Below are 24,909 nucleotides of genomic sequence, written 5' to 3' on the forward strand. Positions count from 1 at the left end.
ACCGCTGTCCGGCATCCGTCCAGGTGGGAGCGGTGCGGGCCACCAGATGCACGGAACCTGTTCCGATGCCACGTTCACAGGAGGCGCCGGTGCTTCTCGTCGGCATCGACCGCCGAGGACATCCGTGCAGTGTCGGCGTAACCGCCCTATGCGCGGTTGTGGTGACGTGTGCCACCCCAACCACGCACGGGCGCGTCAGCGCAACGGCACGCCGAGCAGCGCGTCGACCGCGTCGGCGAACAGACCCGGCGCCGATGCGTCGTCTCCCCCGCGTTCGACGGCGAACGTCGCCCACCCGTCCAGGGCGTGGAGGGCCTTGGGGGTGTCGAGATCGTCGGCGAGGTGCTGCCGCAGACGCGCGATCACATCGTCGGCCGACGCTGCCGACGACAACCCCGCTGCCTGCCGCCACAAGGCCAGTCGCGCCTGCGCGGTCTCGAGAACCTCGGCCGTCCACGGCCGGTCGACGCGGTAGTGGCCCGACAGCAGGCCGAGGCGGATCGCGGCCGGGTCGACACCTTCCCCGCGCAGCTTGGAGACGAACACCAGGTTGCCGCGAGACTTGGACATCTTCTCGCCGTCGAGGCCGATCATGCCGGTGTGCACATAGTGCCGGGCGAACCGCCGGTCGCCGGTGACGGCTTCGGCATGCGCGGCGGAGTACTCGTGGTGCGGGAAGATCAGGTCGCTGCCGCCGCCCTGCACGTCGAAACCGGAGCCGATACGGTTGAGAGCGATGGCCGCGCATTCGATGTGCCAACCGGGACGTCCGTCGCCGAAGGGCGACGGCCACGCCGGTTCGCCGGGACGCTGCGCGCGCCACAGCAGGGCGTCGAGCGGGTCGCGCTTGCCGGGACGTTCCGGGTCGCCGCCGCGCTCGGCGAAGAACCGCATCATCGTGTCGTGGTCGTAGCCGGACTCGTAGCCGAACTGCTCGGTGGCATCGGTCCGGAAATAGACGTCGGGGTACTCGGCGTCGTCGACGATGTACGCCGCACCGGAGGCGACGAGCTTCTCGACGAGCTCCACGACCTCGTTCACCGACTCCACGGCACCGATGTAATCGCGCGGAGGCAGCACCCGCAGGGCTTCCATGTCCTCGCGGAACAGCGCGGTCTCGCGCATGCCGAGGACGACCCAGTCCTCACCGTCGCGCTCGGCGCGTTCGAACAGCGGGTCGTCGACATCGGTGACGTTCTGCACGTAGTGGACGTCGTGGCCGGCGTCGCGCCAGATGCGGTTGACCAGATCGAAGGTCAGGTAGGTGGCGGCGTGGCCGAGGTGCGTGGCGTCGTAGGGGGTGATACCACACACGTACATCGTCGCGGTGTCACCCGGGGTGACCGGACGCACCGCTCGGTCCGCGGTGTCGAACAACCGCAGCGGAGGCCCCTGGCCGGGGACGGACGGGATCGCGACGTCGGACCAAGATTGCATGACCACGAGCCTAATGGAGTCGGAGAAGTGCTCCGCGCGGGCACCCGGGGCGGGACGGGCGAAGCGCGGATGCCTCAGAACGCCGGCCAGGGAATGCGCCGGTCGCCGCGCGGATGCGGCATCACAGGATGCTCGAGCAGCCGGGTGATCCGGCGCTGCAATGCGCGGACCTCGACGCCGGTGATGTGCTCGCGCAGCTCCTCGGCGAACCCGCCGTCGAACCGGCGCAGCAACTTGTCGAGATCGGCGAGCAGGACCGGATCGACCGTCTCGCCGCTCCACCCCCACAGCACGGTGCGCAGCTTGTCGTCCTGGTGCAGGCAGATGCCGTGATCGACGCCGTAGACGTGTCCGTCGAGACCTTCGAGGACGTGCCCACCTTTGCGGTCGGCGTTGTTGAGGACGACGTCGAGCACCGCCATGCGCTGCAGGCGCGGATCGTCGGCGTGGACGAGCACCACCTCGGCGCCGTCCAGATCACGGGCACGCAGGATCGGCAGCCACCCCTGTGCGACCGCGCCCGCCGGGCACAGATCCACCAAGTCCAGTCGTTCCGTGGCGCCTTGCACCGAGTCGACCGTGTCGATCCAGCGCTGCACCATGCCGGGTCCGTACGGCCCGTCGCGCAGCACCGTGAGCGGAACGACGTCCCAGCCGAGCGCCTCGGAGATCAGGTACGAGGCGACCTCGCGTCCGGCGAGGGTGCCGTCGGGGAAGTCCCACAGTGGCCGCTCGCCCCGGACGGGCTTGTAGACGCACCGCACGACGGTGTCGCCGTGCCGCGCGTCGCACACGAGGGTGGCGTTGCTCGCGTGCACGATCTGTCCGACGACGGTGAGGTCGCCGTCGGTCAGCGCGGTCCGCACGTCCGGCGTCGTCACGTGGTCAGCTTTCTTCCTCGCCGAACCACGAGGCCGGATCGAATCCGGGGGTGCGCAGATAGCCGTTGGTGCGGATGCAGATGTGCCCGTCGGCACCGATCGGTTCGCCGCACAGCGGGCACGGAGTGCGACCGGCCGAGACGACGAGTTCGGAGCGGGCCGCGAACTCGCGGGCCTGGACCGGGGTGAGGAACACCCGCACGGCGTCGGGGCCTTCCTCGGTGTCGTCGAGCACCACCGATTCGTCGAGTTCGGTGTCGGTGACCGCGAGCAGTTCGACCACCACCGAGCCGGCATCGGCGTCCCAGCCCAGACCCATCGTGCCGACGCGGAACTCCGCCTCGATCGGTGTCACCAGCGGGCTGACGTCGACCTCGGGGTAGTCGGGGATCACGGTGCCGAACCGGCGCTGCACCTCTTCGAGGAGCAGGCCCATCCGGTCGGCCAGGATCTGCACCTGCTGCTTTTCCAGCAGCACGCTCACGACACGGGACTCGTGCACGGCCTGCAGGTAGAACACCCGGTCGCCCGGTTCACCGACGGTGCCGGCGATGAACCGATCGGGGGTTCGAAACACGTGTATCGCGCGGGCCATCACACCTCCTCGAGTCCCCACACTCTGCCATGACGGTCACTGCCATTATCCGCGCGCCGTCTCCTGCCGGTGCCCTCGAGGCGGGTCGCCGGGTTCCTCCACCGCACCGGGGACCTCCCCGCCGGGCACGGACTTCGGTTCGGACGGGCCGGCGAGCCCGGACAGGTCCGAACCGGTGTCGTTCACGCGCAGCACGAACGGCCGGGTGTCGGTGTAGCGGACGATGCTGATCGACGCCGGTTCGGCGACGATCCGCTGGAACGCATCGAGGTGGGTCGCGAGCGCGTCGGCGAGGATCGACTTGATCACGTCGCCGTGACTGCAGGCGATCCATACGACGTCCTTGCCGTGCGTCTCGCGCAGACGCCGGTCGTGTTCGCGGATCGCGGCGACCGCACGGGACTGCACCTGCGCAAGCCCTTCGCCGCCGGGGAAGACCACCGCGGACGAGTGCTGCTGCACGACCGCCCACAACGGTTCCTTCACCAGTTCTTTCAGCTCGCGTCCGGTCCACTGCCCGTAGTCGACCTCGGCGAGCCGCTCGTCGACGACCGGTTCGAGTCCGCGATCGGTCGCGAGCGGCTGCACCGTCTGCCGACAGCGCAGCAAGGGCGATCGCACGATCTCGGTGATCTCGAGCCCGGCGAAGCGGGTGACGAGATTCTTCGCCTGCACGTGGCCGACCTCGTCGAGTTCGACACCGGGCGATCGACCTGCCAACACGTGCGAGGTGTTCGCGGTCGAACGTCCGTGCCGCAGCAGGATGACCGTCATGCGCCCAGCCTAGAGGTACGGCCTGCCGGCAGTCTGTCAGGTGGCGGAGACCACGCCCGTGGCGAGCAGCGCCAGCACGACCGCACCGAGGATCACCCGGTAGCCGACGAACCAGTACATCGAGTGGTTGACGACGAAGCGCAGCAGCCACGCGATCGCCGCGTAGCCGACCGCGAACGCGATCACAGTCGCGACGAGCAGCTGCGCCCCCGAGGCGTCGAGTCCCTCGCCGGCCGGTTCGAAGGCGTCGGGCAGGCTGAACAGACCGGACGCGACGACCGCGGGAATGGCGAGCAGGAACGAGTATCGGGCCGCGGCCTCGCGGGTGAGTCCGAGGAACAGGCCCGCGGAGATGGTTCCGCCGGAGCGGGACACGCCGGGGATCAGGGCCAGCGCCTGCGCCGAACCCATGATCAGACCGTCCTTGAGCGTGAGTTGACTCACATCGCGCCGCTGCTTACCGAAGTACTCGGCGGCGGCGATGACGATCGAGAACACGATGAGCATCGTCGCGACCAGCCACAGATTGCGGGCGACGGTGCGGATGTCGTCCTTGAACAGCACACCGAGGATGCCGATCGGGATGGTGCCGAGGATGACGTACCACCCCATCTTGTAGTCGTGGTCGGCACGGTGCTCGCGATGGAACAGACCGCGGAACCAGGCCTTCATGATCCGCCAGATGTCGCCGGCGAAGAAGACCAGCACGGCCGCCTCGGTGCCCAGCTGGGTGACCGCCGTGAAGGACGCGCCCGCATCCTCACCGAAGAAGATCTCCGAGACGATCCGCAGGTGGCCGGACGAGGAGATCGGCAGGAACTCCGTGAGCCCCTGCACGATGCCGAGCACGATCGTCTGCAGCCAGGTCATCGATTCGCCGATCATGCGGCGACTCCCGGCACGGAGGCTGCGGTGGGGGCGGGTCGACGGTCTCGGATGCAGGGAGCAATTCTCACTCGGCGAAGGGTACGTGGTGACCGATCGGTCGGCGCGCCGGACGCTGTACGGCGGGTCGCGCGCATTAGGGTGCAATACCGGGGTCGTGGCCGAGCGCGGCGACGTCCCGTCGTGTCGGGAGGAAACGCGGACGGTTATGGAATACAGGACAGTCGGTGCGAGCGGCCTGCGGGTTTCACGGCTCGGCCTGGGCACCTTGACGTGGGGTCGCGGAACGGACGGCGACGAGGCCGCGGCGCAGCTGTCGGCCTTCGTCGATGTGGGAGGCACGCTCGTCGACACCTCCCCCGCCTACGGAGACGGGGTCGCGCAGCGGATCCTCGCCGAACTGCTCGACGACGTGGTGCCCCGCGACCAGCTGGTGCTCTCGGGCAGCTCCGGCATCGACACCACCACCCTCGGCTCCGGCCGGGTGGACTGCTCCCGTTCGGGGCTGCTCAACCAGCTCGACGCGACGCTGCGCGAACTCGGCACCGACCACCTCGACGTGTGGCAGGTCGCGACGTGGGATCCGCACACCCCCGTCGACGAGGTGATGGACGCCCTCGAGTTCGCGGTGACCAGCGGGCGCGTGCGCTACGTCGGGGTGCGCGGTTATCTCGGCTGGCAGCTCGCGACCGCGGCGGCCGCGGCGCGGCGCCCGGCTCCGCTGATCAGCACGCAGGTCGAGTACTCCCTGCTCGCCCGCGGTGTCGAGGAGGAACTGATCCCGGCGGCCGCACATCACGGAGTGGGTGTCTTCGCAGCGGTCCCGCTCGCCGGCGGTGTGCTCACCGGTAAGTACCGGTCGGGTGTGCCGGCGGATTCGCGGGGCGCCGACGATGTGCACACCGAGGAAGTGCGCCGTTATCTCACCGAATCCGCGGTGCGGGTGGTCGACGCGGTGGCCACGGCCGCCGACGGCCTCGGCACGTCGCCACTGGCGGTGGCCCTGGCCTGGGTGCGCGATCGACCGCATGTGGCGTCGACGCTCGTGGGCGCACGGGATCTCGCGCAACTGACCGGAGTGCTGGTCGCGGAGGAGTTGGCCTTGCCGCCGGCGATCGCCGCGGCGCTCGACGACGTGAGCGCGTGATCCCGGCAACACCGATCACACCTCGCTCCTTTCCCGAAGGTGGGCACGACGAACATGCCGTGGTGGTCGTGCTGCCCCCGCCGTCCGAGCCGCGACCTGCCTGCCTCGGCGCAGAGCTGAGCAGCAGGTCACATCCGGCCCGGCGGGCGGCGTCCTGATTTCTTTCCCGCGACCGGCATCAGGAACACTGAGGGTCGGCGCGCCGGTCGCCGGGAGGCGTCCGGCAGGTGCGGATCGAATCCGAGGACGAGGAGCAGCAACGATGGGCAGAGCGGGCATCCGGGCGGTCACGATGGTGGGTGCGATCGCGCTGGTCGCGCTGGCGGGTTGCTCGTCGGAGAGCACCCCGGACGTACTGCAGACCATCGAACCCGCCACGCCGGCGGCCGCGCCCGAGGTCGGCCCATCCCCCGCCGGCGATGTCCGCCCCCTCGACCTGCAGGTCGACGCCCTGATCGTCGAACCGTCCACCGGTACCTTCGCCGCGCTCGTCGACGACGGAGCACGGGTGGCGCTGTTCGACGACGCCGAGTCCGAACCGCGTCTGGTGGACCTGCCGTCGTCCGCGGCGACCGTCGTGGCCGGACCCGACGGCAGTGTGCTCGCTCCCGCATCCGGTGCCGTGCTGCGTATCGACGCTGCCGCGGGCACGCTCACCGAGGTTCCGGTCGACGGCACCGCATCGTCGGCGGCCGTGCTGTCCGACGGTCGCTGGGCCGTCGGGACCGACGACGGCCGCGTGCTGGTCGTCGACCCCGGCTCCGGTGAGGTAAGCACCACGGTCGGTGGCCTCGCCTCCGTCGACGCCCTCGCCGTCACCGGGGACGCCGTCGCGGCGCTCGACCGCCGGCAGACCTCGCTCACCGAACTCGACCTGGCCGACGCCCATCTCGGTCCCGCGCTGCGCGCCGGTGAAGGAGCGACGCAGCTGACCACCGACCCGTTCGGGCGCGTGATGGTCACCGACACCACCGGGGACGAGCTGCTCGTCTACACCCTCGACGCGATCGTCCTGCGGCAGCGCTATCCCGTCGGTCCCGCCCCGTACGCTGTGACCTACGACGAAACACGGGATCTGGTCTGGGTGACTCTGACCGGCAGCAACGAGGTCGTGGGCTACGATCTTTCGACCGGGATCCCGCGAGAACGCCACCGCTTCGCAACGGTGCGGCAACCGAACTCGATCGCCGTCGATCCGGTCGACGCGGCTCTGGTGATCGCATCGGCGACCGGTGACGGTCTGCAACGGATCCCGATCGAAGGACAGTGATGGCGAACGAGCGACTCGGCCGGTTCACCCGGTTACCTGTCGGCTGGGACACCAGCAACGACGAATACGAGTACGTGCCGCTGAAACTTCCCCGGGACGTCTCCCGGGTGAGTGCGTCGATGCGGCTGGCGATCTCCGCGGAATTCCACGGCTGGGAACTCACCCGGGTGCGCCTGTACCCGGACGGAAGCCGCCGCGTGCTGCTCCGGCGCCGCAAGACGCTCCATCACGTCCCCGAACCCACCGTCCGCTGATCATCACCCCGGGCCTCGCCCGGGCCTGCAGGGAGTTGTCCGTGTACCGCTTGCTTCTTCGGCTCATGTTCCTGTTGTCGCCGGAACGAGCCCACCATCTCGCCTTCCTGGCGATGCGCTGGGCGACCAGGTTCGAGCCGGTGCGGACCGTGGTGTCGAAGATCCTCGTCGTCGACGACCCGGTGCTGCGCAATTCGGTGTTCGGCGTCGAGTTCCCCAACCCGGTGGGCCTGGCCGCGGGCTTCGACAAGGACGCCACCGGTGTGGACGTCTGGGGTCCGCTCGGCTTCGGGTTCGCCGAGGTCGGCACCGTGACCGCGCAGGCGCAGCCGGGTAATCCGCAGCCGCGCCTGTTCCGCCTGCCCGAGGATCGGGCGATCGTGAACCGGATGGGGTTCAACAACCACGGGGCCGGTGAGGCCGCCAACCGGCTGCGGCAGCGCCGCCGCACCGTGCCGATCGGCGCGAACATCGGCAAGACCAAAGTGGTGCCCGCCGAGCAGGCGGCGCAGGACTACACCGACAGCGCACGGCTCCTCGGTCCTCTCGCGGACTTCGTGGTCGTCAACGTCTCGTCGCCGAACACCCCGGGTCTGCGCGATCTGCAGGCCGTCGAGTCGCTGCGCCCGATCCTCGCCGCGGTCCTCGACACCGTGACGGTGCCGGTGCTCGTCAAGATCGCCCCGGATCTGTCGGACGAGGATGTCGATGCGGTGGCCGACCTGGCGCTCGAACTCGGCCTGGCCGGCATCGTCGCCACCAACACCACCATCCGCCGCGACGGATTGAACACCCCACAGAGCCGGATCGAGGAGATCGGCGCGGGTGGTCTGTCGGGTGCGCCGGTGGCCGAGCGATCGCTCGAGGTGCTGCGCCGGCTGCGCTCACGGGTCGGCGACCGGTTCACGCTGATCTCGGTCGGCGGCATCGAGACGCCCGAGCAGGCCTTCGAGCGCATCCTGGCAGGTGCGTCCCTGGTCCAGGGCTACACCGGGTTCATCTACGGCGGCCCGTTCTGGGCGCGCCGCATCAACAAGGGCATCGCCCGCAAACTGCGCGCGCACGGTTACCGGTCCATCGCCGACGCGGTGGGCGCCGCAGCACGAGTCTGATCGTCACACGGATCGGGGGCCCGGGACGCCAGTGGTCCCGAGCCCTCGATCCGTTGTGTCAGCGCACCTCGTAGGTGCCGGTCAACAGACCGCGGGCGATGGCGTGCCCGAAGACGTTGAAGCCGAGGAAGGCCGGGCTCGAGTCGGGCGTGACGCCGTCGAGCACCTCGACGTCGAGTGCGTGCACCGCGACGATGTAGCGGTGGTGGCCGTGACCGGCCGGCGGAGCGGCGCCGATGAAGCCGTGGGCTCCGCCGTCGTGGCGCAGCGTCACGGCCTGCTCCGGAAGAGCGTCCGAGTCGGCGCTACCGGCACCCGTCGGCAACTCCGTGACGGAAGCAGGGATGTTCGCGACGGCCCAGTGCCAGAAACCGGAGCCCGTCGGGGCATCCGGGTCGAACACCGTGACGACGAAGCTCTTCGTCTCGGCGGGGAAACCCGACCAGGACAGCTGTGGGGAGACGTCGCCGCCCCCGGGGATTCCGAACGCACCGCTGGCCTGCGGGAGTTTCCATTCCTCGCCCTCGGCGAAGTCTGCACTGGTCACCTCGAAGGTGGGCAACTCGGGCAGGAACGTGTACGGATCGTAATCGAAAGCCATTCCGGTCCTTTCGTGACGGTGTCGAGTGTTCTAGGCGTGCAGGAGGAAGTGTTCCATGACACGGGTGCCGAAGCGCAGCGCGTCGACGGGGACACGCTCGTCGACGCCGTGGAACAGGGCCGCGAAGTCCAGGTCGGGCGGCAACTGCAGCGGCGCGAACCCGAAGCAACGGATCCCGAGCCTGGCGAACGCTTTGGCGTCGGTGCCGGCCGAGAGCATGTACGGCACGGTCCGGCCGATCGGATCGTGCGCGAGGATCGCGGCGTTCATCGCGTCCACGAGCTCGCCGTCGAAGGTGGTCTCGTACGGCTCGAGTCCGGTGATCCACTCGCGGGTGACGTTCGGGCCGATCAGCTCGTCGACGGTGCGTTCGAACTCGGCGAGCCGGCCGGGCAGGATGCGGCAGTCGACGACGGCGTGCGCGGTGCGCGGGATGACGTTGGCCTTGTAGCCGGCGTCGAGCATGGTGGGGTTCGCGGTGTCGCGCAGGGTCGCGCCCACGATGCGGGCGATCGAGCCGAGCTTGGCGAGTGCCCCCTCGAGATCGGGTGAGGCCGGATCGAAGTCCAGCCCGGTCTCCTCACTCACGACGGAGAGGAACTCGGCTACGGAATCGTTCACCACGAGCGGGAAGGTGTGGGAACCGAGCCGGGCCACGGCGCGGGAGAGCACGGTGACGGCATTGTCCTCGTGCAGGAACGAGCCGTGCCCGGCGACACCGGTCGCGGTCAGGCGCATCCAGCGCATGCCCTTCTCCGCGGTCTCGACCATGTACAGGCGCCGTTCGGTGCCGTCGGGACGTGGCACGGTCAGGGAGAACCCACCGACTTCCCCCACAGCCTCGGTGACGCCCTCGAACAGGTCGGGCCGGTGCTCCACCAGCCATTGCGAACCGAACTTGCCCCCGGCCTCCTCGTCGGCGACGAACGCGAACACCAGATCACGCGGGGGCACGATGTTCTCGACCTTGAAGTAGCGGGCGACGGCGATCATCATGCCGACCATGTCCTTCATGTCGACCGCTCCGCGTCCCCACACGTAGCCGTTCTCGACGGCACCGGAGAACGGGTGCACGCTCCAGTCCGCGGCCTCGGCAGGCACCACATCGAGATGGCCGTGGAGCATCAGCGCACCGCGACTCGGGTCTTCGCCCGCCAGCCGGGCGAAGACGTTGCCGCGGCCCGGCGCGCCGGATTCGACGTAGGTCGTCTCGTAGCCGACCTCCTCGAGCACGGAGGCCACCCATTCGGCGCACTCGCGTTCGCCCCGGGTCGTGGTGGGTTCGCCGGTGTTCGAGGTGTCGAACCGGATGAGGCGGGAGACGAGGTCGACGACCTCCTCCTCTGCTCGGGACGGCTGGTGGGCACTCGTGTCAATGGCCATGGCCGTATGTCTACCACCGCCCGCCCACCCTCACGACAGTTCGGATCAGTGCAGGTGGAGGCGGCGATTTGGGACCGTCGGCGCGGTGGGTTACTCTTTCACAGCGCCCACGACGAGCGGGCGCGAGTATCAGGTCCGAGTGGCGGAATGGCAGACGCGCTAGCTTGAGGTGCTAGTGTCCTATTAACGGACGTGGGGGTTCAAGTCCCCCCTCGGACACTCCGAAACCCGAAGGCCCCGAACCGAAATCGGTTCGGGGCCTTCGGCTCGTCCGGGCAGACCGCTCAGTCCCGGCGGCCTTTGCGGAAGTAGCGGATCGGCCCGAAGAAGTTCACCGCGATCGTCAGCGCCCAACGCAGCTTGCTGCCGTTGACCTTCTCGGCCGGCCGAGTCGCCAGATCGGCCCAGGCCGCCACGGCGAGCGACAACTGCACCGCCGCGAGCAGGAGCACGAGCACCTGCTGGAAGCGGCCGAGTTCCGCGAACTTCTTCTTGGACAGGAGCGAGTTCGGACTCATCTTTCCTCCGGTACCTCCGTAGGGAATGCGGACACGATCATCCTGCCCGATACGATCGGGCCCACAGCAGCACACGGAAAAAGGCAGATGAACCTCCACAGCGACACCACGGCCGAACCAGAGACAGACGGCTTCGCCCGCATCGACCCCGACGACCTGGCCACCTGCCTGCGGGTGCTCGATCAAGCGGCCGCTCTCGCCGCCGAGCATCCCGATGCGATCACCGTGCAGCGGGCCGTGGGACACATGTTCAAGAAGTTCAAGCGGCGGCGCCGCAACGAGGTCCGTAAACAGCGCGCCGACGCCGACCGTCAGGTGCTGTCCGCGACCGCCACGGCCTCTCCCACCCGCATCGACGACGAGACCGCCGGCCTGCCGCTGGCCTCGGCGAGCCGCGGCACGAGCGCGGGCACGCTGCTGCGACCGCGGCCCTGCTACGTCTGCAAGGACAAGTACACCCGGGTGGACTCCTTCTACCACCAACTGTGCCCGACCTGCGCGGAGGAGAACCACGCGAAGCGGGACGCCCGCACCGATCTGCGGGGCCGGCGCGCCCTGCTCACCGGCGGACGGGCCAAGATCGGCATGTACATCGCGCTGCGGTTGCTCCGCGACGGCGCACACACCACCGTCACCACGCGGTTCCCCAACGACGCCATCCGCCGCTTCAGCGCGATGGAGGACAGCGGCGACTGGCTGCACCGGCTACGCATCGTCGGCATCGACCTGCGTGATCCCGCCCAGGTGGTCGCCCTCGCCGACGACCTCGCCGCGCAGGGCCCGCTGGACATCCTCATCAACAACGCGGCGCAGACGGTGCGCCGCTCCCCCGGCGCCTATTCGGCGCTGGCCCAGGCGGAGGCCGATCCGTTGCCCGCCGGCCCACGCCCCGAGGTCCTGACCTTCGGCAAGCCGTCGGATGCCCACCCGGCCGCACTGGCCGGATCGCTGCCCGTCGACCTGTCGGCGCACTCGCTGACCTCGCTGGCGTTGGTGGCCGGTTCGGCGACACCCGAGCGGGTCGCGGCCGGAGTCGCCGTCGACGCCGGCGGGTTGCTGCCGGATCTCGTGCACACCAACAGCTGGGTGCAGACCGTCGGCGAGGTCGAGCCGCTCGAACTGCTCGAGGTCCAGCTGTGCAACTCGGTGGCGCCGTTCATCCTGGTCAACCGTTTGCGTCCTGCGCTTGCCGCGTCGTCGGCCCGCCGTAAGTACATCGTGAACGTCTCCGCGATGGAAGGGCAGTTCGGCGGTCGCCGTTACAAGGGCGCCGGGCATCCGCACACCAACATGGCCAAGGCGGCGCTGAACATGCTCACCCGTACCAGCGCCGAGGAGATGCTCACCGACGGCATCCTCATGACCGCCGTCGACACCGGGTGGATCACCGACGAGCGGCCGCACCACACCAAGATGCGCCTCGCCGAGGAGGGCTTCCACGCCCCGCTCGACCTCGTGGACGGCGCGGCGCGCGTGTACGACCCGATCGTGCAGGGCGAGGCCGGTACGGATCTGTACGGATGTTTCCTCAAGGACTTCCGCCCGGCGCCCTGGTGATCCGGGGAGATCGGCGCGACACGACCGGGGCGGTGGAGACCGGTTCCACACCGACCCTCGTCGCCCGGATGCCGCGTCGCGGCGATAATGGAGGACGTCGCCCGGTGCCCGCACGAGGAGAGTCATGACTGTCGCTGTCGTTCACGCCGATACCCCCGAAGGCCGGATCGCTCTCGAGGCCGCGGTGCGGGAGGCCGCCGACCGGCAGCAGTCGCTGGTGGTGCTCCATCCGCTCGACGAACCCGACGAGGTGGAGGACGTGCGGGCACAGGTGAGCGAGGTGGCGGGAGCCGACGGCTGGGAACTGCTCTCGGCCGTCCACGACGGTGATCCCGTCGGCACGACCGTCGAGTTGCTCGCGCGCAGCGGCGCGGAGCGGGTGGTCATCGGCAGCCGCGGGCGCACCGCGACCGGCAAGTTCCTCGTCGAGCGGGCGGTGCAGCGTCTGATCACCGAGTCGTCGGTGCCGGTGCTCGTCATCAAGGCGGGCTGACGCCCATCCGACTCACCGCACTGCGGGCTCTGTCCGTTCCACGGCCGAGCGTTCTACTCTGGACACATGGCGTTCCGGGTGGTCGCCGACCTCACGGCCTTCGTGCATCTGCTGTTCGTGCTCTACGTCGTGTTCGGTGGTTTCCTCGCGTGGCGGTGGCCCCGCACCATCGTCGCGCATGTCGTCGCCGTGGCATGGGGAGCCGCCTCGGTGGCCGTAGGGTTCGACTGTCCGTTGACGGCAATGGAGAACTGGGCGCGCCGCAACGCCGGCCGGGAGGGTCTGCCGCCGAGCGGATTCATCGATCACTACCTGACCGGCGTGATCTACCCGGAATCCGCACTCGGGGCCGTCCGTGCCCTCGCCGCGGCCGCTGTGGTGGTGTCGTGGGTGGTGCTGTGGCACCGGATTCGTGTGACGAAGGTCGCCCCCGTGACTTACTCCTGAGTAGGGTGGGGGCATGACTGTCTCCCGGGATCTCGACATCGTCGTCTACGGCGCCACCGGCTTCGTCGGGCGCCTCACCGCCGCCTATCTCGCCGAGAATCTCCCCACCGGCGTCGCCGTCGGACTCGCAGGGCGCTCACGCACCAAACTCGAGAAGCTCGCCGCCGACCTCGGAACAGACTGGCGCCTGATCGAGGCGAACGCCGACGACCCTGCCTCACTGACGGCGCTCGCCGAATCCACGCGCGTGGTGATCACCACCGTCGGCCCCTATGCCGCGTACGGACTGCCGCTCGTGCAGGCGTGCGCCGAGGCGGGCACCGACTATGTCGACCTCACCGGCGAGGTCCTCTTCCACCGCGAGAGCATCGACCGGTTCGACGACGTGGCCCGGCGCACCGGTGCCCGCATCGTCCACTCGTGCGGTTTCGACTCCGTGCCGTCCGATCTCGGCGTCCATGCTCTCTACCGCGCCGCGGAGGCCGACGGCAACCTGCCCCTCACCGACACCACCTTCGTGCTCGGCTCCTTGCGCGGCGGGGTGAGCGGTGGAACCATCGATTCGCTCCGCAGGCAGCTCGATGCGGTCCGCAAGGATTCCACCGCCCGGAAGATCGCCGCGCGACCGTATTCTCTGTCCCCCGACCTGTCGAAGGAACCCGATCTCGGTCGCCAGAACGATTTTGCATTCGTCGACGGCAGATCCGTCGCCCCCGGCGTCTCGGGCCGGCTGGCCCCGTTCTTCATGGCCTCCTACAACACCCGAATCGTGCGCCGCAGCAACGCGCTGCGCGACTGGGCCTACGGACGCCGGTTCCGGTACCGGGAGACCATGAGCGTCGGCTCCTCGCCGCTGTCCCCCGTCCTCGCCGGACTCGTCGGACTCGGTACAGGCGCTCTCGCCGCCGGCCTGTCGTTCGCACCCACGCGGTTCGTCCTCGACAAGATCCTGCCCGCCCCCGGGGAGGGGCCGTCGGAGAAGACACGGGAGAACGGCTACTTCACCGTCGATCTGTATGCCTCGACCGAGTCGGGCGCCCGATACACCGCCCGCTTCGCAGCGCAGGGCGACCCGGGTTACAAGGCCACGGCCGTGATGCTCGCCGAGTCCGCCCTGTCGCTCGCGCTCGGCGGTGAGGCACTGCACGCCGGAGGCGGCGTCCTGACCCCTGCGGTGGCGTTCGGTGACGTACTGACCGAACGCCTTCGCGCGGCCGGCTTCGAGATCATCGCCCGTCGCCTCGGCTGACATCGCGCCGCGGGCCCGGACCGGACGCGCCGGGCCCGCCGAGTGCGATTCCGTCGCGAGTACGGGCTATGCTCGACCGCACCGAACGATCCGCGCGCAACGAGACCTGAGGACGAGAACATGGAAGCGACGAGTACCGAGGTGGCTCCGGCCGCTCGTCTCGCGCTCATGTCGTTCTGGCCCACCCGCCGCGGCGCCTGCTTCGATTGTCTGTGTTGCACCCCGGAGTGTCGCTGAGCGCTCTGCCGCTCGTCCATCTTCTCGGGTTCTTCCAGCTTTCGGAGCAGACATATGTTCAATTTGCTCATTTTCACGCTCGTCGGTGTGGGCGCACAGCTCGTCGACGGCGCTCTCGGCATGGCCTTCGGCGTCACCGCGACGACCCTGCTGCTGTTCAGCGGTGTCGGTCCGGCACACGCGAGCGCCGCGGTGCACCTCGCCGAGGTGGGCACCACGCTCGTATCGGGCGCATCGCACTGGCGTTTCCGCAACATCGACTGGAAGGTCGTGTTGCGGCTCGGCGTTCCCGGAGCCATCGGGGCCTTCCTCGGCGCGACGGTCCTGTCGGGACTGTCGACCGAGGCCGCCGAACCGGTGACCGCCGGCATTCTGCTGGCCATCGGTGTGTACGTCGCGCTGCGCTTCTCGGTGCGGCCCCCGGCGGTCGCGCATGCCCGTACCTCTCCGCACACCGCGAAGTTCTTGTCGCCGCTGGGTTTCTTCGGCGGGTTCATCGACGCGAGCGGCGGTGGCGGATGGGGACCGATCACCACCAGCACCCTGCTCTCCCGCGGCAAGACGGCACCGCGCACCGTGATCGGATCGGTGAGCGCGTCGGAGTTCCTCGTCGCGGTCGCGGCGAGCCTGGGTTTCCTGTTCGGGCTCGGTCACGACTCGCTCGGCAATCTCGTGATCGTCGCCGGCCTCGCTCTCGGCGGTGCCCTTGCGGCGCCGATCGCGGCCTGGCTGGTCAGTCGTGTCCCCGCAACTCTGCTCGGTACCGGCGTCGGCGGGGTCATCGTGCTGACCAACGCGCACAAGCTCGCCGGGACGTTCGGGCTCTCCGGCGCGGCACTGGCCGCGCTCTACCTCTTCATCGTCGCCACGTGGCTCACGCTGCTGATCGTGTCGTGGAAGCGTTCGCGCCTCACTCCCGCGGAGAAGAGCGGATCGCTCGAACCGTTGACGCAACCGACCCCGGTGACCTTGCTCGAAGACACCGACCGGGCCCCCTTCGCGGGCGGTCGTCCGGAGCTTCGAAACGTACCCGGGCACAACGACACTCGCTTGAATTCCACCCCGTCACCATGGTCTCCCGACGAGGCATGACAACCGCTATCATGCCCGCGTGCGACAAAAGCGAATACATAAGAGTGCCTTCGTCTTCTTCACTGCCGGTGTGGCTCTGACGGCCTGCTCCTCCGAGGATTCCACGGTCGACATCCGCAATGCAGCCGATATCGGTTCTCCGACGTCCGCCGCCGCCGAATCGCCGTATCTGGTGAAGATCACACAGAACTACCCGAGTTGCGAGGCCATCGGCGCACCCCTCGAGCGCTACATCGACGGGCTGACCCCCGCCCCCGGCGGCATCGTGAGCACCCGACGGGTGAACTGTGTATGGGAGGCCGAAGCCGGTGAACCGCCCTCCGGGCTCCGTTCCGTCGCGGTCGTCGTCGAACCCGAGACCGTCACCCCCGCCACCGCCGCGAAGACCGGCCTCGTGGTGCTTCCCGACACTGCCATCGAGGCGGCCGGGGGATTCGCGCACAGCATGCCGATCAACCTGGCCGGCACCGCCTTCACCGCGACCGGCGTCGAACTTCCGCAGGCGTCGGTGTCGATCACCGTCGGCGGCCGCGACGCCGCGTCGGTCCTCGATCCGGCGGGCGGCGTGGCGGTCGCCAAACAGCTTCTCGGGCTGTAGCACCCGGTGTCGCGGCCGTCGATCGCCCCTGTGGAACCAAGATCACATACAACTCGTACGAACGCTACGATGCGCCGTGTGAATCCCACCCGTTACGCGGTCGCATCCGCGACCCTCGCCGGCGCCCTGCTCCTCGGCGCCTGCTCCTCCGGCGACGACGCCTCGTCCGACACCGCATCGGACACCACAGCCTCGGATACTGCAACCACCGACACCGCGCCCTTCGACGCCGACACCGTCGGCGAACCGACCGGACTCGGCAGCGACATCCTCGCCCGCTTCGGTTCGTGCGACGATGTCGCACCCGCCGTGGCCACGTACATCGAAGGTCTGACCCTGCGTTCGTCGAGCGGTGTGGACGAGTACAGCGTCTACTGCTCGTGGGAGACCCCGGACAGCGCGACGAGCCTCGACGAGATCCGGTCGGTGGAGATCGTCCTGGCTCCGGGCTCGGGCACCGTCCCATCGGCGAGCGACCTCGAAACCGGCGGTCTCGAACTGATTCCCGACGCCGACATCGAGGCCGCCGGGGGCATCGCCTACACCATGGGACAGGCCGTCTCCGTCGCCGCCGTCTCGGTCACGCAGATCCAGCTCCCCGAGGTGGAGGTGTCGATCACGGGCGGTCAGTGGGGCGACCATCCATCGCTCGACGCCCCGACATCCGTGACCGTCGCCAAGGAACTGCTCGACCTGTAGGCCCGTCCGCGCCGATCGTGCGCAATGAGCACACCGCGCACGATCAGGACCTGGACCGCGATGTACGTGAGCCGGGAGACGAGATGAGCCGCCGCGACGATCGCGAACGCACCGAGGACGGCGACGCGATCACGCGGCGGCTCATGCGGTCAGGAGCCCTCGCCCGAAGTTCCGGGGTCGTCCACCCCGTCGAACGCATCGAGCAACCGCCGGGCGGCGAGTGCGGCGGTGAGCGATCCGTCGCGCACCCCGGACTCGACATCCTTGCGGATCGCCCGCACGCGCGGCGACGTCTCGAGGCGACGCAACAGCTGGTCGTGCACCATCGTCCACGTCCAGTCCACCTGCTGCCGACGACGGTTCTCGTCGAACATGCCCGCCTCGGTGAGCACCTTCTTGTGGTCGAGCACCGTGTTCCAGAAGGTGTCCAGACCGTTGCCGGTCATGCCGCTCATGGTGATCACCGGCGGCTTCCAGATCGCGTCGTGCGGATGCACCATCCGCATCGCGCCGGCGAGTTCGCGGGCGGCGACCCGCGCGTCGCGTTCGAACTCTCCGTCGGCCTTGTTGACGGCGACGAGATCGGCGAGTTCGAGCACGCCCTTCTTGATGCCCTGCAGCTGGTCGCCGGTACGGGCCAAGGTCAGGAAGCAGAACGTGTCGACCATGTTCGCCACGGTGACCTCGGATTGCCCGACACCGACGGTCTCGACGAGGATCACATCGAATCCGGCGGCCTCGAGCAGCACCATCGTCTCGCGGGTGGCCTTCGCGACCCCACCGAGGGTGCCGGCCGACGGCGACGGCCGGATGTAGGCGTCCCGCTGCACCGCGAGACGCGCCATTCGCGTCTTGTCGCCGAGAATCGATCCGCCCGTGCGAGTCGACGACGGGTCGACGGCCAGCACCGCGACGCGATGCCCCTGCTCGAGCAGATACATGCCCAGCGCGTCGATGAAGGTCGACTTGCCGACCCCGGGCACACCCGTGATCCCGACACGAATTGCGTTGCCCGCCTGCGGGAGCAGGCGCAACAGCAGCTGCTGCGCCTGCTCCCGATGGTCGTCGCGGTTCGATTCGATCAACGTGATCGCCCGGGCGAGGCCGGCCCGCTCGTTGGCGAGCACGGCCCCGGCCAGGGCGTCGACGTCGACCTGACGTCGACGGGTCTGCGCGGCGCCGACCGAGGTGTCGCTCATGCCGACGTCAGCCTCCGAGGTGGTGGCCGAGCTGCGCGGCGAGCTTGGTCAGCAGACCGCTCGCCGCATCGGCGATCACCGTGCCGGGCGGGAAGATCGCCGCCGCACCCGCCGCGTAGAGCTCGTCGAAGTCACCCGGCGGGATGACACCACCGACGACGACCATGATGTCCTCGCGGCCCACCTCGGCCAGTGCCTGCTTGAGAGCAGGGACCAGCGTGAGGTGACCCGCGGCCAACGACGACACGCCGATGACGTGCACGTCGTTGTCGGCCGCCTGCTGGGCGACCTCTTCGGGGGTCTGGAACAGCGGTCCCACGTCGACGTCGAATCCGAGGTCGGCGAAGGCCGTGGCGATCACCTTCTGGCCGCGGTCGTGACCGTCCTGGCCCATCTTCGCGACGAGGATGCGCGGGCGGCGGCCCTCCTCCTCGGCGAACTTCTCGACCAGCTCGGTCGCGGCGGTGATGTTGGTGGCCTTGCCGGCCTCGTCGCGGTACACGCCGCTGATCGTACGGATCTCGGCCTGGTGGCGGCCGAAGACCTTCTCCAGGGCATCGGAGATCTCACCGACCGTGGCCTTCGCGCGCGCCGCGTCGATGGCCAGCGCGAGCAGGTTGTTCTCGAGACCCTGGCTGTGCGCACCGGCGGCGCGGGTGAGCGCCTCGAGTGCGGCGCGGGTGGCGTCCTCGTCGCGATCGGCGCGCAGCTGCTCGAGCTTGGCGAGCTGCTCCGCCCGTACACGCGAGTTCTCGACCTTGAGGACCTCGATCTCGTGATCTTCGGTCACCTGGTACTTGTTGACGCCGATCACCGGCTGGCGACCCGAGTCGATGCGCGCCTGGGTGCGGGCGGCCGCCTCCTCGATGCGCAGCTTCGGGATACCCTCCGAAATCGCCTGTGCCATACCGCCGGCGGCCTCGACCTCGGCGATATGAGCACGCGCCTTGTTGGCGAGTTCGTGGGTGAGCCATTCGACGTAGTGCGAGCCACCCCACGGATCGATCGGCCGCGTGGTGCCCGACTCCTGCTGCAGCAGCAGCTGGGTGTTACGGGCGATCCGTGCCGAGAAGTCGGTGGGCAGTGCCAGCGCCTCGTCGAGGGCATTGGTATGCAGCGACTGGGTGTGGCCCTGGGTCGCAGCCATCGCCTCGACGCAGGTACGCGCGACGTTGTTGAAGACGTCCTGCGCGGTGAGCGACCAGCCGGAGGTCTGCGAGTGGGTACGCAGCGACTTCGACTTCGGGTTCTTCGCACCGAACTTCTCGACGAGCTCGCTCCACAGCAGCCGGCCCGCACGCAGCTTCGCGACCTCCATGAAGAAGTTCATGCCGATCGCCCAGAAGAACGACAGGCGCGGCGCGAACTTGTCGACATCCATACCCGCGTCGAGTCCGGCGCGGATGTACTCCATGCCGTCCGCGAGGGTGTAGGCGAGCTCGAGGTCGGCCGTCGCCCCGGCTTCCTGGATGTGGTAGCCGGAGATCGAGATCGAGTTGAAGCGCGGCATCTTCGTCGATGTGTACGCGAAGATGTCGGAGATGATCCGCATCGACGGCTTCGGCGGATAGATGTACGTGTTGCGGACCATGAACTCCTTCAGAATGTCGTTCTGAATGGTTCCGGCCAACTGCTCGGGCTTGACGCCCTGTTCCTCGGCCGCCACGACGTACAGCGCCAGGATCGGCAGCACCGCGCCGTTCATGGTCATCGACACCGACACCTGCGACAGATCGATGCCGTCGAACAGCTGACGCATGTCGAGGATCGAGTCGATCGCGACACCGGCCATACCGACGTCACCCTGCACACGCGGGTGATCGGAGTCGTAGCCGCGGTGCGTGGCCAGGTCGAAGGCCACCGACAGACCCTTCTGACCGGCGGCGAGGTTGCGTCGGTAGAAGGCGTTGGACTCGGCGGCGGTGGAGAAGCCGGCGTACTGACGGATGGTCCACGGCTGGTTCACATACATCGTCGGGTACGGCCCACGCACGAACGGCGCCAGACCCGGGTAGCTGCCGAGCGGGTACCCCTCGGCGACGACTGCGTCGCGGTCGGCCTTGGTGTAGACCGGCTTGACGTCGATGCCCTCGGGCGTCGACCACACGACGTCCTCGGTGCTGTAGTTGTTCGCCTCGGCGACGGACTCGACGAGCGCGGCGGCCTGCTCCGCGGTGGGAGCGGCGGGCGCCGGCGCGGCCGGGTCCGTCAACGGGACGTCGGCGAAGCTGCCGATTTCGTGTTCGATGCTCACTTACGCTCCCAGAGTGTTCAGCAGGTCGGTGAGGGCGGCGACCGCGTCGATGCGCGCGGTGAGGAAGCCGTCCGGACGATCGTCGCCCTGTGCGTCCCCCACGGCCTTCTCCGGTCCGGCCAACAGCACGGTCGTGATACCCGCCGCACGCAGCGCGGCGGTGGCCGTGCCGGCCTGCTCGCCGTAGCGGGCGTCGGTGCCGCACAGCACGGCGACGGACGTTCCGGCATCGCTCACCAGCGACGACAGATCGGCATCGAGATCCAGTGGACCGGGATTGACCGCTTCGACGCCACCGGCGGCGAGCAGGTTCGCCGCGAAGGTCGCGCGCACGTTGTGTTCGGCGATCGGTCCGAGCGGGGCGAGCAGCACCCGCGGCCGGACCCCGTGCGAAGCCAGGTAGGTGTCGGAGCGGTCGCGCAGCGCCTCGAACGGCGCGGCGTAACGCGCAGCGGACGCGCCGGCCTCGGCGACACCGACCGGCAGCGGCTTCTCGGCCAGGTTCGGGAACTCGTTGACACCGGTCACCGAGAACGTGCGGTGCGCGATGTCGGACTCGCGGCGGGCACGCGTCTGCGCGATACGCTCGGCGATCAGACCCGCATCGAGAGCGGCGCGGTATCCACCGGCCGCCTCGATCTCCTGGAAGAAGCCCCATGCCTTCTCCGCGATCTGCGCGGTCAGTTCCTCGACGTACCAGGAACCGGCGGCGGGATCGAGAACGCGACCGAGGTTGGATTCCTCGAGCAGCAGCAGCTGGGTGTTGCGGGCGATCCGGGCGGAGAACGCCTCGGACACCTCGAGCACACCGGCCGGCAGTGCGGAGTCGAACGGCAGGACCGTGACGGCGTCGGCGCCACCGACACCCGCGCCGAAGGCGGCGAGGGTGGTGCGCAGCATGTTCACCCACGGATCGCGCTGGGCCATCATCGCCGCGGAGGTCACGGCGTGCTGCGGGGCGTTGCCGGCCTCGGGGGCACCGGCGACCTGGGCGACGCGCGCCCACACCTGACGACCCGCGCGGAACTTGGCGATGGTCTGGAACTGGTCGTCGGTCGCGGCGAGACGGAACTCGAGCTGACCGAGCGCGGCCGCGACGGGAACCCCGGCGTCGACGAGTGCTCGCACGTAATCGAGGCCGGCGGCGATCGCGGCACCGAGTTCCTCGGCGTCGGACGAACCGGCGTTGTGGAAGGCGGTGCCGTCCACGGTGAGGGCACGCACCGCTTCGGTGCGGTCGGCGGCGGCCCGGGCCAGCTCGACGGCCTCGGCCAGGGTGACATCGGGACGCTCGGAGAACACGCTGGTGAGCGGCGCCGCACCGAGGGAGACGCGCACGGCGGCACGATCCTCGATGTCGGTGCGGTTGTCGAGCACGCCGTAGACGGCCGTGCTCGCCGCGACCGCGTCGGCGCCCGCATCGAGACGGACCGGCGCGAGATCGAGAAGTACACCGTTCAGTGCGGTGTCGAGTGCGTCGACGGGGACGGCGCCGGCGCCGACTCCGAGCCACACCGAGCTGACACCGTTGTTCAGGGCGTCGAGGATGCGCTCGTTGACCGAGGCCGCACCGGTGCCGGTGAACCGGACATCGACAAGCCATCCGCTGTTGACGTCGCGGGTGGACGAGCCGCCACGGACGAATGGGAACTCGCCGGGCAGGGGTGCTTCGTCGCGTTCGTCGCGGACGCCGTACAGCGGCGCGACGGTGATGTCGTCGTAGGTCGTGGTCGCGAGCAGACGCTGCGGCTCGGGTCCGAGTTCGGCCGGGTCGACGCGTCGGGACTTGGCCAACACCCCCGCCACCGCGTCCTGCCACTGCGCATATGCGCGCGCGGCATCCTCGGCTTCTGCAGCTAATGACACGGGCGATTCCTCCTACTGCGGGTTTGCAGGCTTTGTACGGACGGCGTTGTCGGCCGGAGGTGGGCAACCTCGAAAAGGGTAGGTTGCCGTCGGTGTGATGCTATCCCTACACACCGTGCGGTCGTTGTGGGGATCACCACAGTTTTCCTAGCGCTCGATAATGACGTCCTCGAATGAAACGGTATCGTGCGCACTTCCCGGCTCTGCTCCGGGGGAAGCGGACGCGTCGCCCGGTAGTGTGGGCGTCCGTGACGAGGCTTGCCGCATACCGCAGAGTGCTCGGAATTCTAGCCCTGGTGGCGGCACTCGTCGTTGCAGCTCTCGTGGTGCCACATCCGTCGATCGCCCAGATCCGGCAGTGGTCCGAATCGGTGCACGGCCCCGCCCTGGTCCTGACGTTCTTCGCTGTCCACGCGCTCGTGACGATCGCCCCGGTGCCGCGCACGGTGTTCACGCTCAGCGCCGGCGTGCTGTTCGGCAGCGCCGTCGGCATCGGCGTAACGGTCGCTGCGAGCACGGTCAGCGCTGTCCTGGCGTTCCTGCTCGTGCGCGCGGTCGGACGCAAGGTCGTAGAGTCGCGGCTCACGCACTCGGCGGCGAGGGCGATCGATCTACGTCTCGCGCGTCGCGGATGGCTTGCGGTCGGCTCGCTACGGCTGATCGCCGCCGCCCCGTTCTTCGTCGTGAACTGTTGTTGCGCCGTCTCGGCGGTCCGCCTCGTGCCCTACACGCTCGCCACGGTCGTGGGCATCCTGCCGGGCACCGTAGCGGTCGTGCTCCTCGGCGACGCTCTCACCGGGCAGACCGATCCGCGGCTGATGGTGATCACGGGCGTATGCATCGCGCTCGGTGTGGCGGGATTGCTCCTCGAAGCGCGCCTACCCGCACCTGCGGGCTCCGCACTCGATGCCGCCGGTACGGCAGCACCCACCACGAGGTCAAGCATGGAGGCTTGATTTTCAGGAGTCAAGGCTCCACGATTGACCTATGTTCGTGCTTACCGTCGATCAGCGCGGAAGCCGGCGAGACGTGGATCGGGTCGAGGACCTGCTCATGGCCCTCGACGACCTGCCGCTGGTCCGCCGGTTCGATCGCACCGCAGGCGACGAGGTCCAGGCCGTCGCCGACGATCCCGCCCTCGTCGTCGATCTCGTCCTCGAGCTGCTCCGCCGGGAACACTGGAGCATCGGGGTGGGGATCGGCGCGGTGGAGACCCCCCTGCCCGAACAGACCCGAGCGGGTCGCGGGCGCGCGTTCGAACACGCCCGCACCGCGGTCGAACGGGCCAAGAACGCCCCTGGGCAGGTCGCGGCCGAGGGCGACGACACCGCGGCCACCGCAGATGTCGATGCCGCGCTCACCCTGCTCGCCACCGTCGTCCTGCGCCGGTCCGAACAGGGGCATCAGGCGATCGTCCTGGCCCGAGAGGGCCTGTCGCAGGCACGGATAGCCGAACACCTCGGCATCAGCAAGCAAGCGGTATCCCAGCGCCTCGCCACCGCCGGATGGCAGGCCGAACTGGCCGGGCGCGAACTCGTGCGCCGACTCCTGGAAAGGGCCGACCGTTGACCGTCCTCTCACTGATGTGCCTGGCCGTCGCCGCCCTCGCACCCGCGCTCGTCCTGCGGCCGAGCCTGCCGGTGTGGCCGACCGCGTCGCTGAGCATTGCGGGTCTCGCCGGTTCCGCACTCGCCGCCACCGCGACCACACCGGTTCAGGGCGTCACACTCGCGGCAACACTCGTTCTCACGGCGACGGCTGCGATCACCGGAGGTGGGCCCGCCGTCCTCGTCGCGTTCCGGATCGCTCGCCGGCAACCCGACGCCGGTCCCGCTCCCACTCCTCCCCCGGGTCCGCTGCGCGGCGGCCGCGTCATCGGAGTTCTCGAACGTGGGGCCGTCACCGCCTCGATCCTCGCCGGGTGGCCGGAGGGGATCGCCGTCGTCATGGCCGTCAAAGGCCTCGCCCGCTATCCCGAACTGCGCGAGCCGAACGCTTCGGAACAGTTCATCATCGGCACGTCCACGTCGGTGCTGTGGGCGGTCGCGGTGTGCGGCGTCGGTCAGGCACTGATCACCTGACCGTCGACTCTTCGCGTCAGATCTTCTGCAGCGCACTTCCCTTGTGCATCGCGACGTGATCCGTCTTGTCGCTCCGGATCTCGTACTGCGGCTCGTCTTCACTGCACCGCCGCATGCGTCCTTTGAATTCCACGTCCTTCGTGTGCTTGTCGATGATCACACCTTCGACATATCCGGCTTCCGAATTCCATCGGACGTGGTCACCGACGGAGAAGTGGGTCGTCATGTCTTCGTCCTCCCGATCGGCCGGTTCCTGTGACCGATGGATAGCCGCCGCCCA

General features: G+C 69.1%; 26 protein-coding genes and 1 tRNA gene. 15 read left to right on the forward strand and 12 right to left on the reverse strand.

Annotated elements, in window-relative coordinates; all coding sequences use genetic code 11:
* Positions 1-195: 195 nt before the first annotated feature.
* The 5 genes from mshC to A8G18_RS17560 all read right to left on the reverse strand — a co-directional run bounded on the left by mshC (position 196) and on the right by A8G18_RS17560 (position 4,569).
* Positions 196-1,437: a cysteine--1-D-myo-inosityl 2-amino-2-deoxy-alpha-D-glucopyranoside ligase gene (gene mshC / locus A8G18_RS17540; protein ID WP_064064987.1), complete on the reverse strand. Its 1,242-nt coding sequence runs from the start codon at positions 1,435-1,437 to the stop codon at positions 196-198.
* 74 nt (positions 1,438-1,511) lie between these two features.
* Complete coding sequence (locus A8G18_RS17545) at positions 1,512-2,318, reverse strand: SCO1664 family protein (protein ID WP_064064850.1); 807 nt, start codon at positions 2,316-2,318, stop codon at positions 1,512-1,514.
* Positions 2,319-2,322: 4 nt separating this feature from the next.
* A complete protein-coding gene (locus A8G18_RS17550) occupies positions 2,323-2,913 on the reverse strand; it encodes a DUF3090 domain-containing protein (RefSeq protein ID WP_064064851.1) in 591 nt (196 codons plus the stop codon).
* 45 nt (positions 2,914-2,958) lie between these two features.
* Entirely contained in the window at positions 2,959-3,687 is a 729-nt protein-coding gene (locus A8G18_RS17555; RefSeq protein WP_064064852.1) for a histidine phosphatase family protein, read from the reverse strand.
* Between the two features lie 36 nt (positions 3,688-3,723).
* Positions 3,724-4,569 carry an undecaprenyl-diphosphate phosphatase gene (locus tag A8G18_RS17560; protein ID WP_172506100.1) on the reverse strand — a complete coding sequence of 282 codons (846 nt, stop codon included), beginning with the start codon at positions 4,567-4,569 and terminating at the stop codon, positions 3,724-3,726.
* A 211-nt stretch (positions 4,570-4,780) separates the two neighbouring features.
* On the opposite strand from A8G18_RS17560, the gene A8G18_RS17565 reads away from it, so the two are divergent.
* From A8G18_RS17565 to A8G18_RS17580, 4 genes are all read left to right on the forward strand, one after another.
* Positions 4,781-5,719 (forward strand): aldo/keto reductase, encoded by a 939-nt coding sequence (locus tag A8G18_RS17565; protein WP_059383563.1) that lies wholly within the window; start codon positions 4,781-4,783, stop codon positions 5,717-5,719.
* A 262-nt stretch (positions 5,720-5,981) separates the two neighbouring features.
* Positions 5,982-6,989, forward strand: a complete 1,008-nt coding sequence (locus tag A8G18_RS17570; RefSeq protein ID WP_064064854.1) for an NHL repeat-containing protein — start codon at positions 5,982-5,984, stop codon at positions 6,987-6,989.
* Complete coding sequence (locus A8G18_RS17575; protein ID WP_064064855.1) at positions 6,989-7,243, forward strand: DUF5703 family protein; 255 nt, start codon at positions 6,989-6,991, stop codon at positions 7,241-7,243. Before A8G18_RS17570 ends, A8G18_RS17575 begins: the two co-directional genes overlap by 1 nt.
* A 41-nt stretch (positions 7,244-7,284) precedes the next feature.
* Positions 7,285-8,355, forward strand: coding sequence for a quinone-dependent dihydroorotate dehydrogenase (locus A8G18_RS17580; RefSeq protein ID WP_064064856.1), 1,071 nt, complete (start codon positions 7,285-7,287; stop codon positions 8,353-8,355).
* A gap of 58 nt (positions 8,356-8,413) precedes the next feature.
* Here the strand turns inward: A8G18_RS17580 and A8G18_RS17585 are convergent, their stop codons facing one another.
* On the reverse strand, positions 8,414-8,956 hold the full coding sequence (locus A8G18_RS17585; protein ID WP_064064857.1) for a YbhB/YbcL family Raf kinase inhibitor-like protein: 543 nt from the start codon (positions 8,954-8,956) through the stop codon (positions 8,414-8,416).
* Between the two features lie 30 nt (positions 8,957-8,986).
* A complete protein-coding gene (locus tag A8G18_RS17590) occupies positions 8,987-10,339 on the reverse strand; it encodes a M20/M25/M40 family metallo-hydrolase (RefSeq protein ID WP_064064858.1) in 1,353 nt (450 codons plus the stop codon).
* Between the two features lie 133 nt (positions 10,340-10,472).
* On the opposite strand from A8G18_RS17590, the gene A8G18_RS17595 reads away from it, so the two are divergent.
* A tRNA-Leu gene (locus tag A8G18_RS17595) sits at positions 10,473-10,558 on the forward strand.
* A gap of 65 nt (positions 10,559-10,623) precedes the next feature.
* Here the strand turns inward: A8G18_RS17595 and A8G18_RS17600 are convergent.
* Positions 10,624-10,857 carry a PLDc N-terminal domain-containing protein gene (locus tag A8G18_RS17600; protein WP_064064859.1) on the reverse strand — a complete coding sequence of 78 codons (234 nt, stop codon included), beginning with the start codon at positions 10,855-10,857 and terminating at the stop codon, positions 10,624-10,626.
* Between the two features lie 87 nt (positions 10,858-10,944).
* Between A8G18_RS17600 and A8G18_RS17605 the strand changes: the two genes are divergently transcribed.
* The 7 genes from A8G18_RS17605 (at position 10,945) to A8G18_RS17635 (ending at position 17,229) form a co-directional block, all read left to right on the forward strand.
* Positions 10,945-12,414, forward strand: a complete 1,470-nt coding sequence (locus tag A8G18_RS17605; protein WP_064064860.1) for an SDR family NAD(P)-dependent oxidoreductase — start codon at positions 10,945-10,947, stop codon at positions 12,412-12,414.
* Positions 12,415-12,538: 124 nt separating this feature from the next.
* Positions 12,539-12,907 (forward strand): universal stress protein, encoded by a 369-nt coding sequence (locus A8G18_RS17610; RefSeq protein ID WP_064064861.1) that lies wholly within the window; start codon positions 12,539-12,541, stop codon positions 12,905-12,907.
* Between the two features lie 66 nt (positions 12,908-12,973).
* Positions 12,974-13,354: a DUF2784 domain-containing protein gene (locus A8G18_RS17615; protein WP_064064862.1), complete on the forward strand. Its 381-nt coding sequence runs from the start codon at positions 12,974-12,976 to the stop codon at positions 13,352-13,354.
* A 13-nt stretch (positions 13,355-13,367) separates the two neighbouring features.
* The gene (locus A8G18_RS17620) at positions 13,368-14,603 is read left to right on the forward strand and encodes a saccharopine dehydrogenase family protein (RefSeq protein WP_064064863.1); all 1,236 of its coding nucleotides are present in this window, start codon (positions 13,368-13,370) and stop codon (positions 14,601-14,603) included.
* A gap of 291 nt (positions 14,604-14,894) precedes the next feature.
* Complete coding sequence (locus tag A8G18_RS17625) at positions 14,895-15,932, forward strand: sulfite exporter TauE/SafE family protein (protein ID WP_064064864.1); 1,038 nt, start codon at positions 14,895-14,897, stop codon at positions 15,930-15,932.
* Between the two features lie 19 nt (positions 15,933-15,951).
* Positions 15,952-16,530 (forward strand): hypothetical protein, encoded by a 579-nt coding sequence (locus A8G18_RS17630; RefSeq protein WP_129976741.1) that lies wholly within the window; start codon positions 15,952-15,954, stop codon positions 16,528-16,530.
* A gap of 69 nt (positions 16,531-16,599) precedes the next feature.
* Complete coding sequence (locus A8G18_RS17635) at positions 16,600-17,229, forward strand: hypothetical protein (RefSeq protein WP_064064866.1); 630 nt, start codon at positions 16,600-16,602, stop codon at positions 17,227-17,229.
* Between the two features lie 149 nt (positions 17,230-17,378).
* On the opposite strand, the gene meaB is transcribed toward A8G18_RS17635, so the two are convergent.
* Genes meaB through A8G18_RS17650 form a run of 3 tightly spaced genes read right to left on the reverse strand, consistent with a single transcriptional unit; the run spans position 17,379 to position 22,548 of the window.
* Positions 17,379-18,428, reverse strand: coding sequence for a methylmalonyl Co-A mutase-associated GTPase MeaB (gene meaB, locus A8G18_RS17640; RefSeq protein WP_016934943.1), 1,050 nt, complete (start codon positions 18,426-18,428; stop codon positions 17,379-17,381).
* Positions 18,429-18,435: 7 nt separating this feature from the next.
* Positions 18,436-20,682 (reverse strand): methylmalonyl-CoA mutase, encoded by a 2,247-nt coding sequence (scpA, locus tag A8G18_RS17645; RefSeq protein WP_064064867.1) that lies wholly within the window; start codon positions 20,680-20,682, stop codon positions 18,436-18,438.
* The gene (locus A8G18_RS17650) at positions 20,683-22,548 is read right to left on the reverse strand and encodes a methylmalonyl-CoA mutase family protein (RefSeq protein WP_064064868.1); all 1,866 of its coding nucleotides are present in this window, start codon (positions 22,546-22,548) and stop codon (positions 20,683-20,685) included. It lies immediately after the preceding gene.
* Positions 22,549-22,823: 275 nt separating this feature from the next.
* Between A8G18_RS17650 and A8G18_RS17655 the strand changes: the two genes are divergently transcribed.
* From A8G18_RS17655 to A8G18_RS17665, 3 genes are read left to right on the forward strand one after another with little or no spacing between them, the layout of a single operon-like run.
* Entirely contained in the window at positions 22,824-23,504 is a 681-nt protein-coding gene (locus tag A8G18_RS17655) for a TVP38/TMEM64 family protein (protein WP_064064869.1), read from the forward strand.
* Positions 23,505-23,535: 31 nt separating this feature from the next.
* Positions 23,536-24,117 carry a helix-turn-helix domain-containing protein gene (locus A8G18_RS17660; RefSeq protein WP_064064870.1) on the forward strand — a complete coding sequence of 194 codons (582 nt, stop codon included), beginning with the start codon at positions 23,536-23,538 and terminating at the stop codon, positions 24,115-24,117.
* Complete coding sequence (locus A8G18_RS17665) at positions 24,114-24,629, forward strand: hypothetical protein (RefSeq protein WP_064064871.1); 516 nt, start codon at positions 24,114-24,116, stop codon at positions 24,627-24,629. The genes A8G18_RS17660 and A8G18_RS17665 overlap by 4 nt, the downstream gene beginning before the upstream one ends.
* A 16-nt stretch (positions 24,630-24,645) precedes the next feature.
* Here A8G18_RS17665 and A8G18_RS17670 read toward each other — a convergent pair whose 3' ends face one another.
* Positions 24,646-24,855 carry a hypervirulence associated TUDOR domain-containing protein gene (locus A8G18_RS17670; protein ID WP_064064872.1) on the reverse strand — a complete coding sequence of 70 codons (210 nt, stop codon included), beginning with the start codon at positions 24,853-24,855 and terminating at the stop codon, positions 24,646-24,648.
* Positions 24,856-24,909 lie beyond the last annotated feature (54 nt).

Source organism: Rhodococcus gordoniae (assembly GCF_001646655.1).
Taxonomy (GTDB): Bacteria; Actinomycetota; Actinomycetes; order Mycobacteriales; family Mycobacteriaceae; genus Rhodococcus; species Rhodococcus gordoniae.

Bases quoted from the DNA above. Each gene is read 5' to 3' on its own strand.
- A8G18_RS17605 (WP_064064860.1), top strand. From the start codon at position 10,945: ATGAACCTCCACAGCGACACCACGGCCGAACCAGAGACAGACGGCTTC.
- A8G18_RS17570 (WP_064064854.1), top strand. From the start codon at position 5,982: ATGGGCAGAGCGGGCATCCGGGCGGTCACGATGGTGGGTGCGATCGCG.
- A8G18_RS17635 (WP_064064866.1), top strand. From the start codon at position 16,600: ATGCGCCGTGTGAATCCCACCCGTTACGCGGTCGCATCCGCGACCCTC.
- A8G18_RS17660 (WP_064064870.1), top strand. From the start codon at position 23,536: ATGTTCGTGCTTACCGTCGATCAGCGCGGAAGCCGGCGAGACGTGGAT.
- A8G18_RS17615 (WP_064064862.1), top strand. From the start codon at position 12,974: ATGGCGTTCCGGGTGGTCGCCGACCTCACGGCCTTCGTGCATCTGCTG.
- A8G18_RS17625 (WP_064064864.1), top strand. From the start codon at position 14,895: ATGTTCAATTTGCTCATTTTCACGCTCGTCGGTGTGGGCGCACAGCTC.
- A8G18_RS17600 (WP_064064859.1), bottom strand. From the start codon at position 10,857: ATGAGTCCGAACTCGCTCCTGTCCAAGAAGAAGTTCGCGGAACTCGGC.
- A8G18_RS17550 (WP_064064851.1), bottom strand. From the start codon at position 2,913: ATGGCCCGCGCGATACACGTGTTTCGAACCCCCGATCGGTTCATCGCC.
- A8G18_RS17670 (WP_064064872.1), bottom strand. From the start codon at position 24,855: ATGACGACCCACTTCTCCGTCGGTGACCACGTCCGATGGAATTCGGAA.
- A8G18_RS17610 (WP_064064861.1), top strand. From the start codon at position 12,539: ATGACTGTCGCTGTCGTTCACGCCGATACCCCCGAAGGCCGGATCGCT.
- A8G18_RS17620 (WP_064064863.1), top strand. From the start codon at position 13,368: ATGACTGTCTCCCGGGATCTCGACATCGTCGTCTACGGCGCCACCGGC.
- meaB (WP_016934943.1), bottom strand. From the start codon at position 18,428: ATGAGCGACACCTCGGTCGGCGCCGCGCAGACCCGTCGACGTCAGGTC.
- A8G18_RS17565 (WP_059383563.1), top strand. From the start codon at position 4,781: ATGGAATACAGGACAGTCGGTGCGAGCGGCCTGCGGGTTTCACGGCTC.
- A8G18_RS17555 (WP_064064852.1), bottom strand. From the start codon at position 3,687: ATGACGGTCATCCTGCTGCGGCACGGACGTTCGACCGCGAACACCTCG.
- mshC (WP_064064987.1), bottom strand. From the start codon at position 1,437: ATGCAATCTTGGTCCGACGTCGCGATCCCGTCCGTCCCCGGCCAGGGG.
- A8G18_RS17590 (WP_064064858.1), bottom strand. From the start codon at position 10,339: ATGGCCATTGACACGAGTGCCCACCAGCCGTCCCGAGCAGAGGAGGAG.
- A8G18_RS17575 (WP_064064855.1), top strand. From the start codon at position 6,989: ATGGCGAACGAGCGACTCGGCCGGTTCACCCGGTTACCTGTCGGCTGG.
- A8G18_RS17585 (WP_064064857.1), bottom strand. From the start codon at position 8,956: ATGGCTTTCGATTACGATCCGTACACGTTCCTGCCCGAGTTGCCCACC.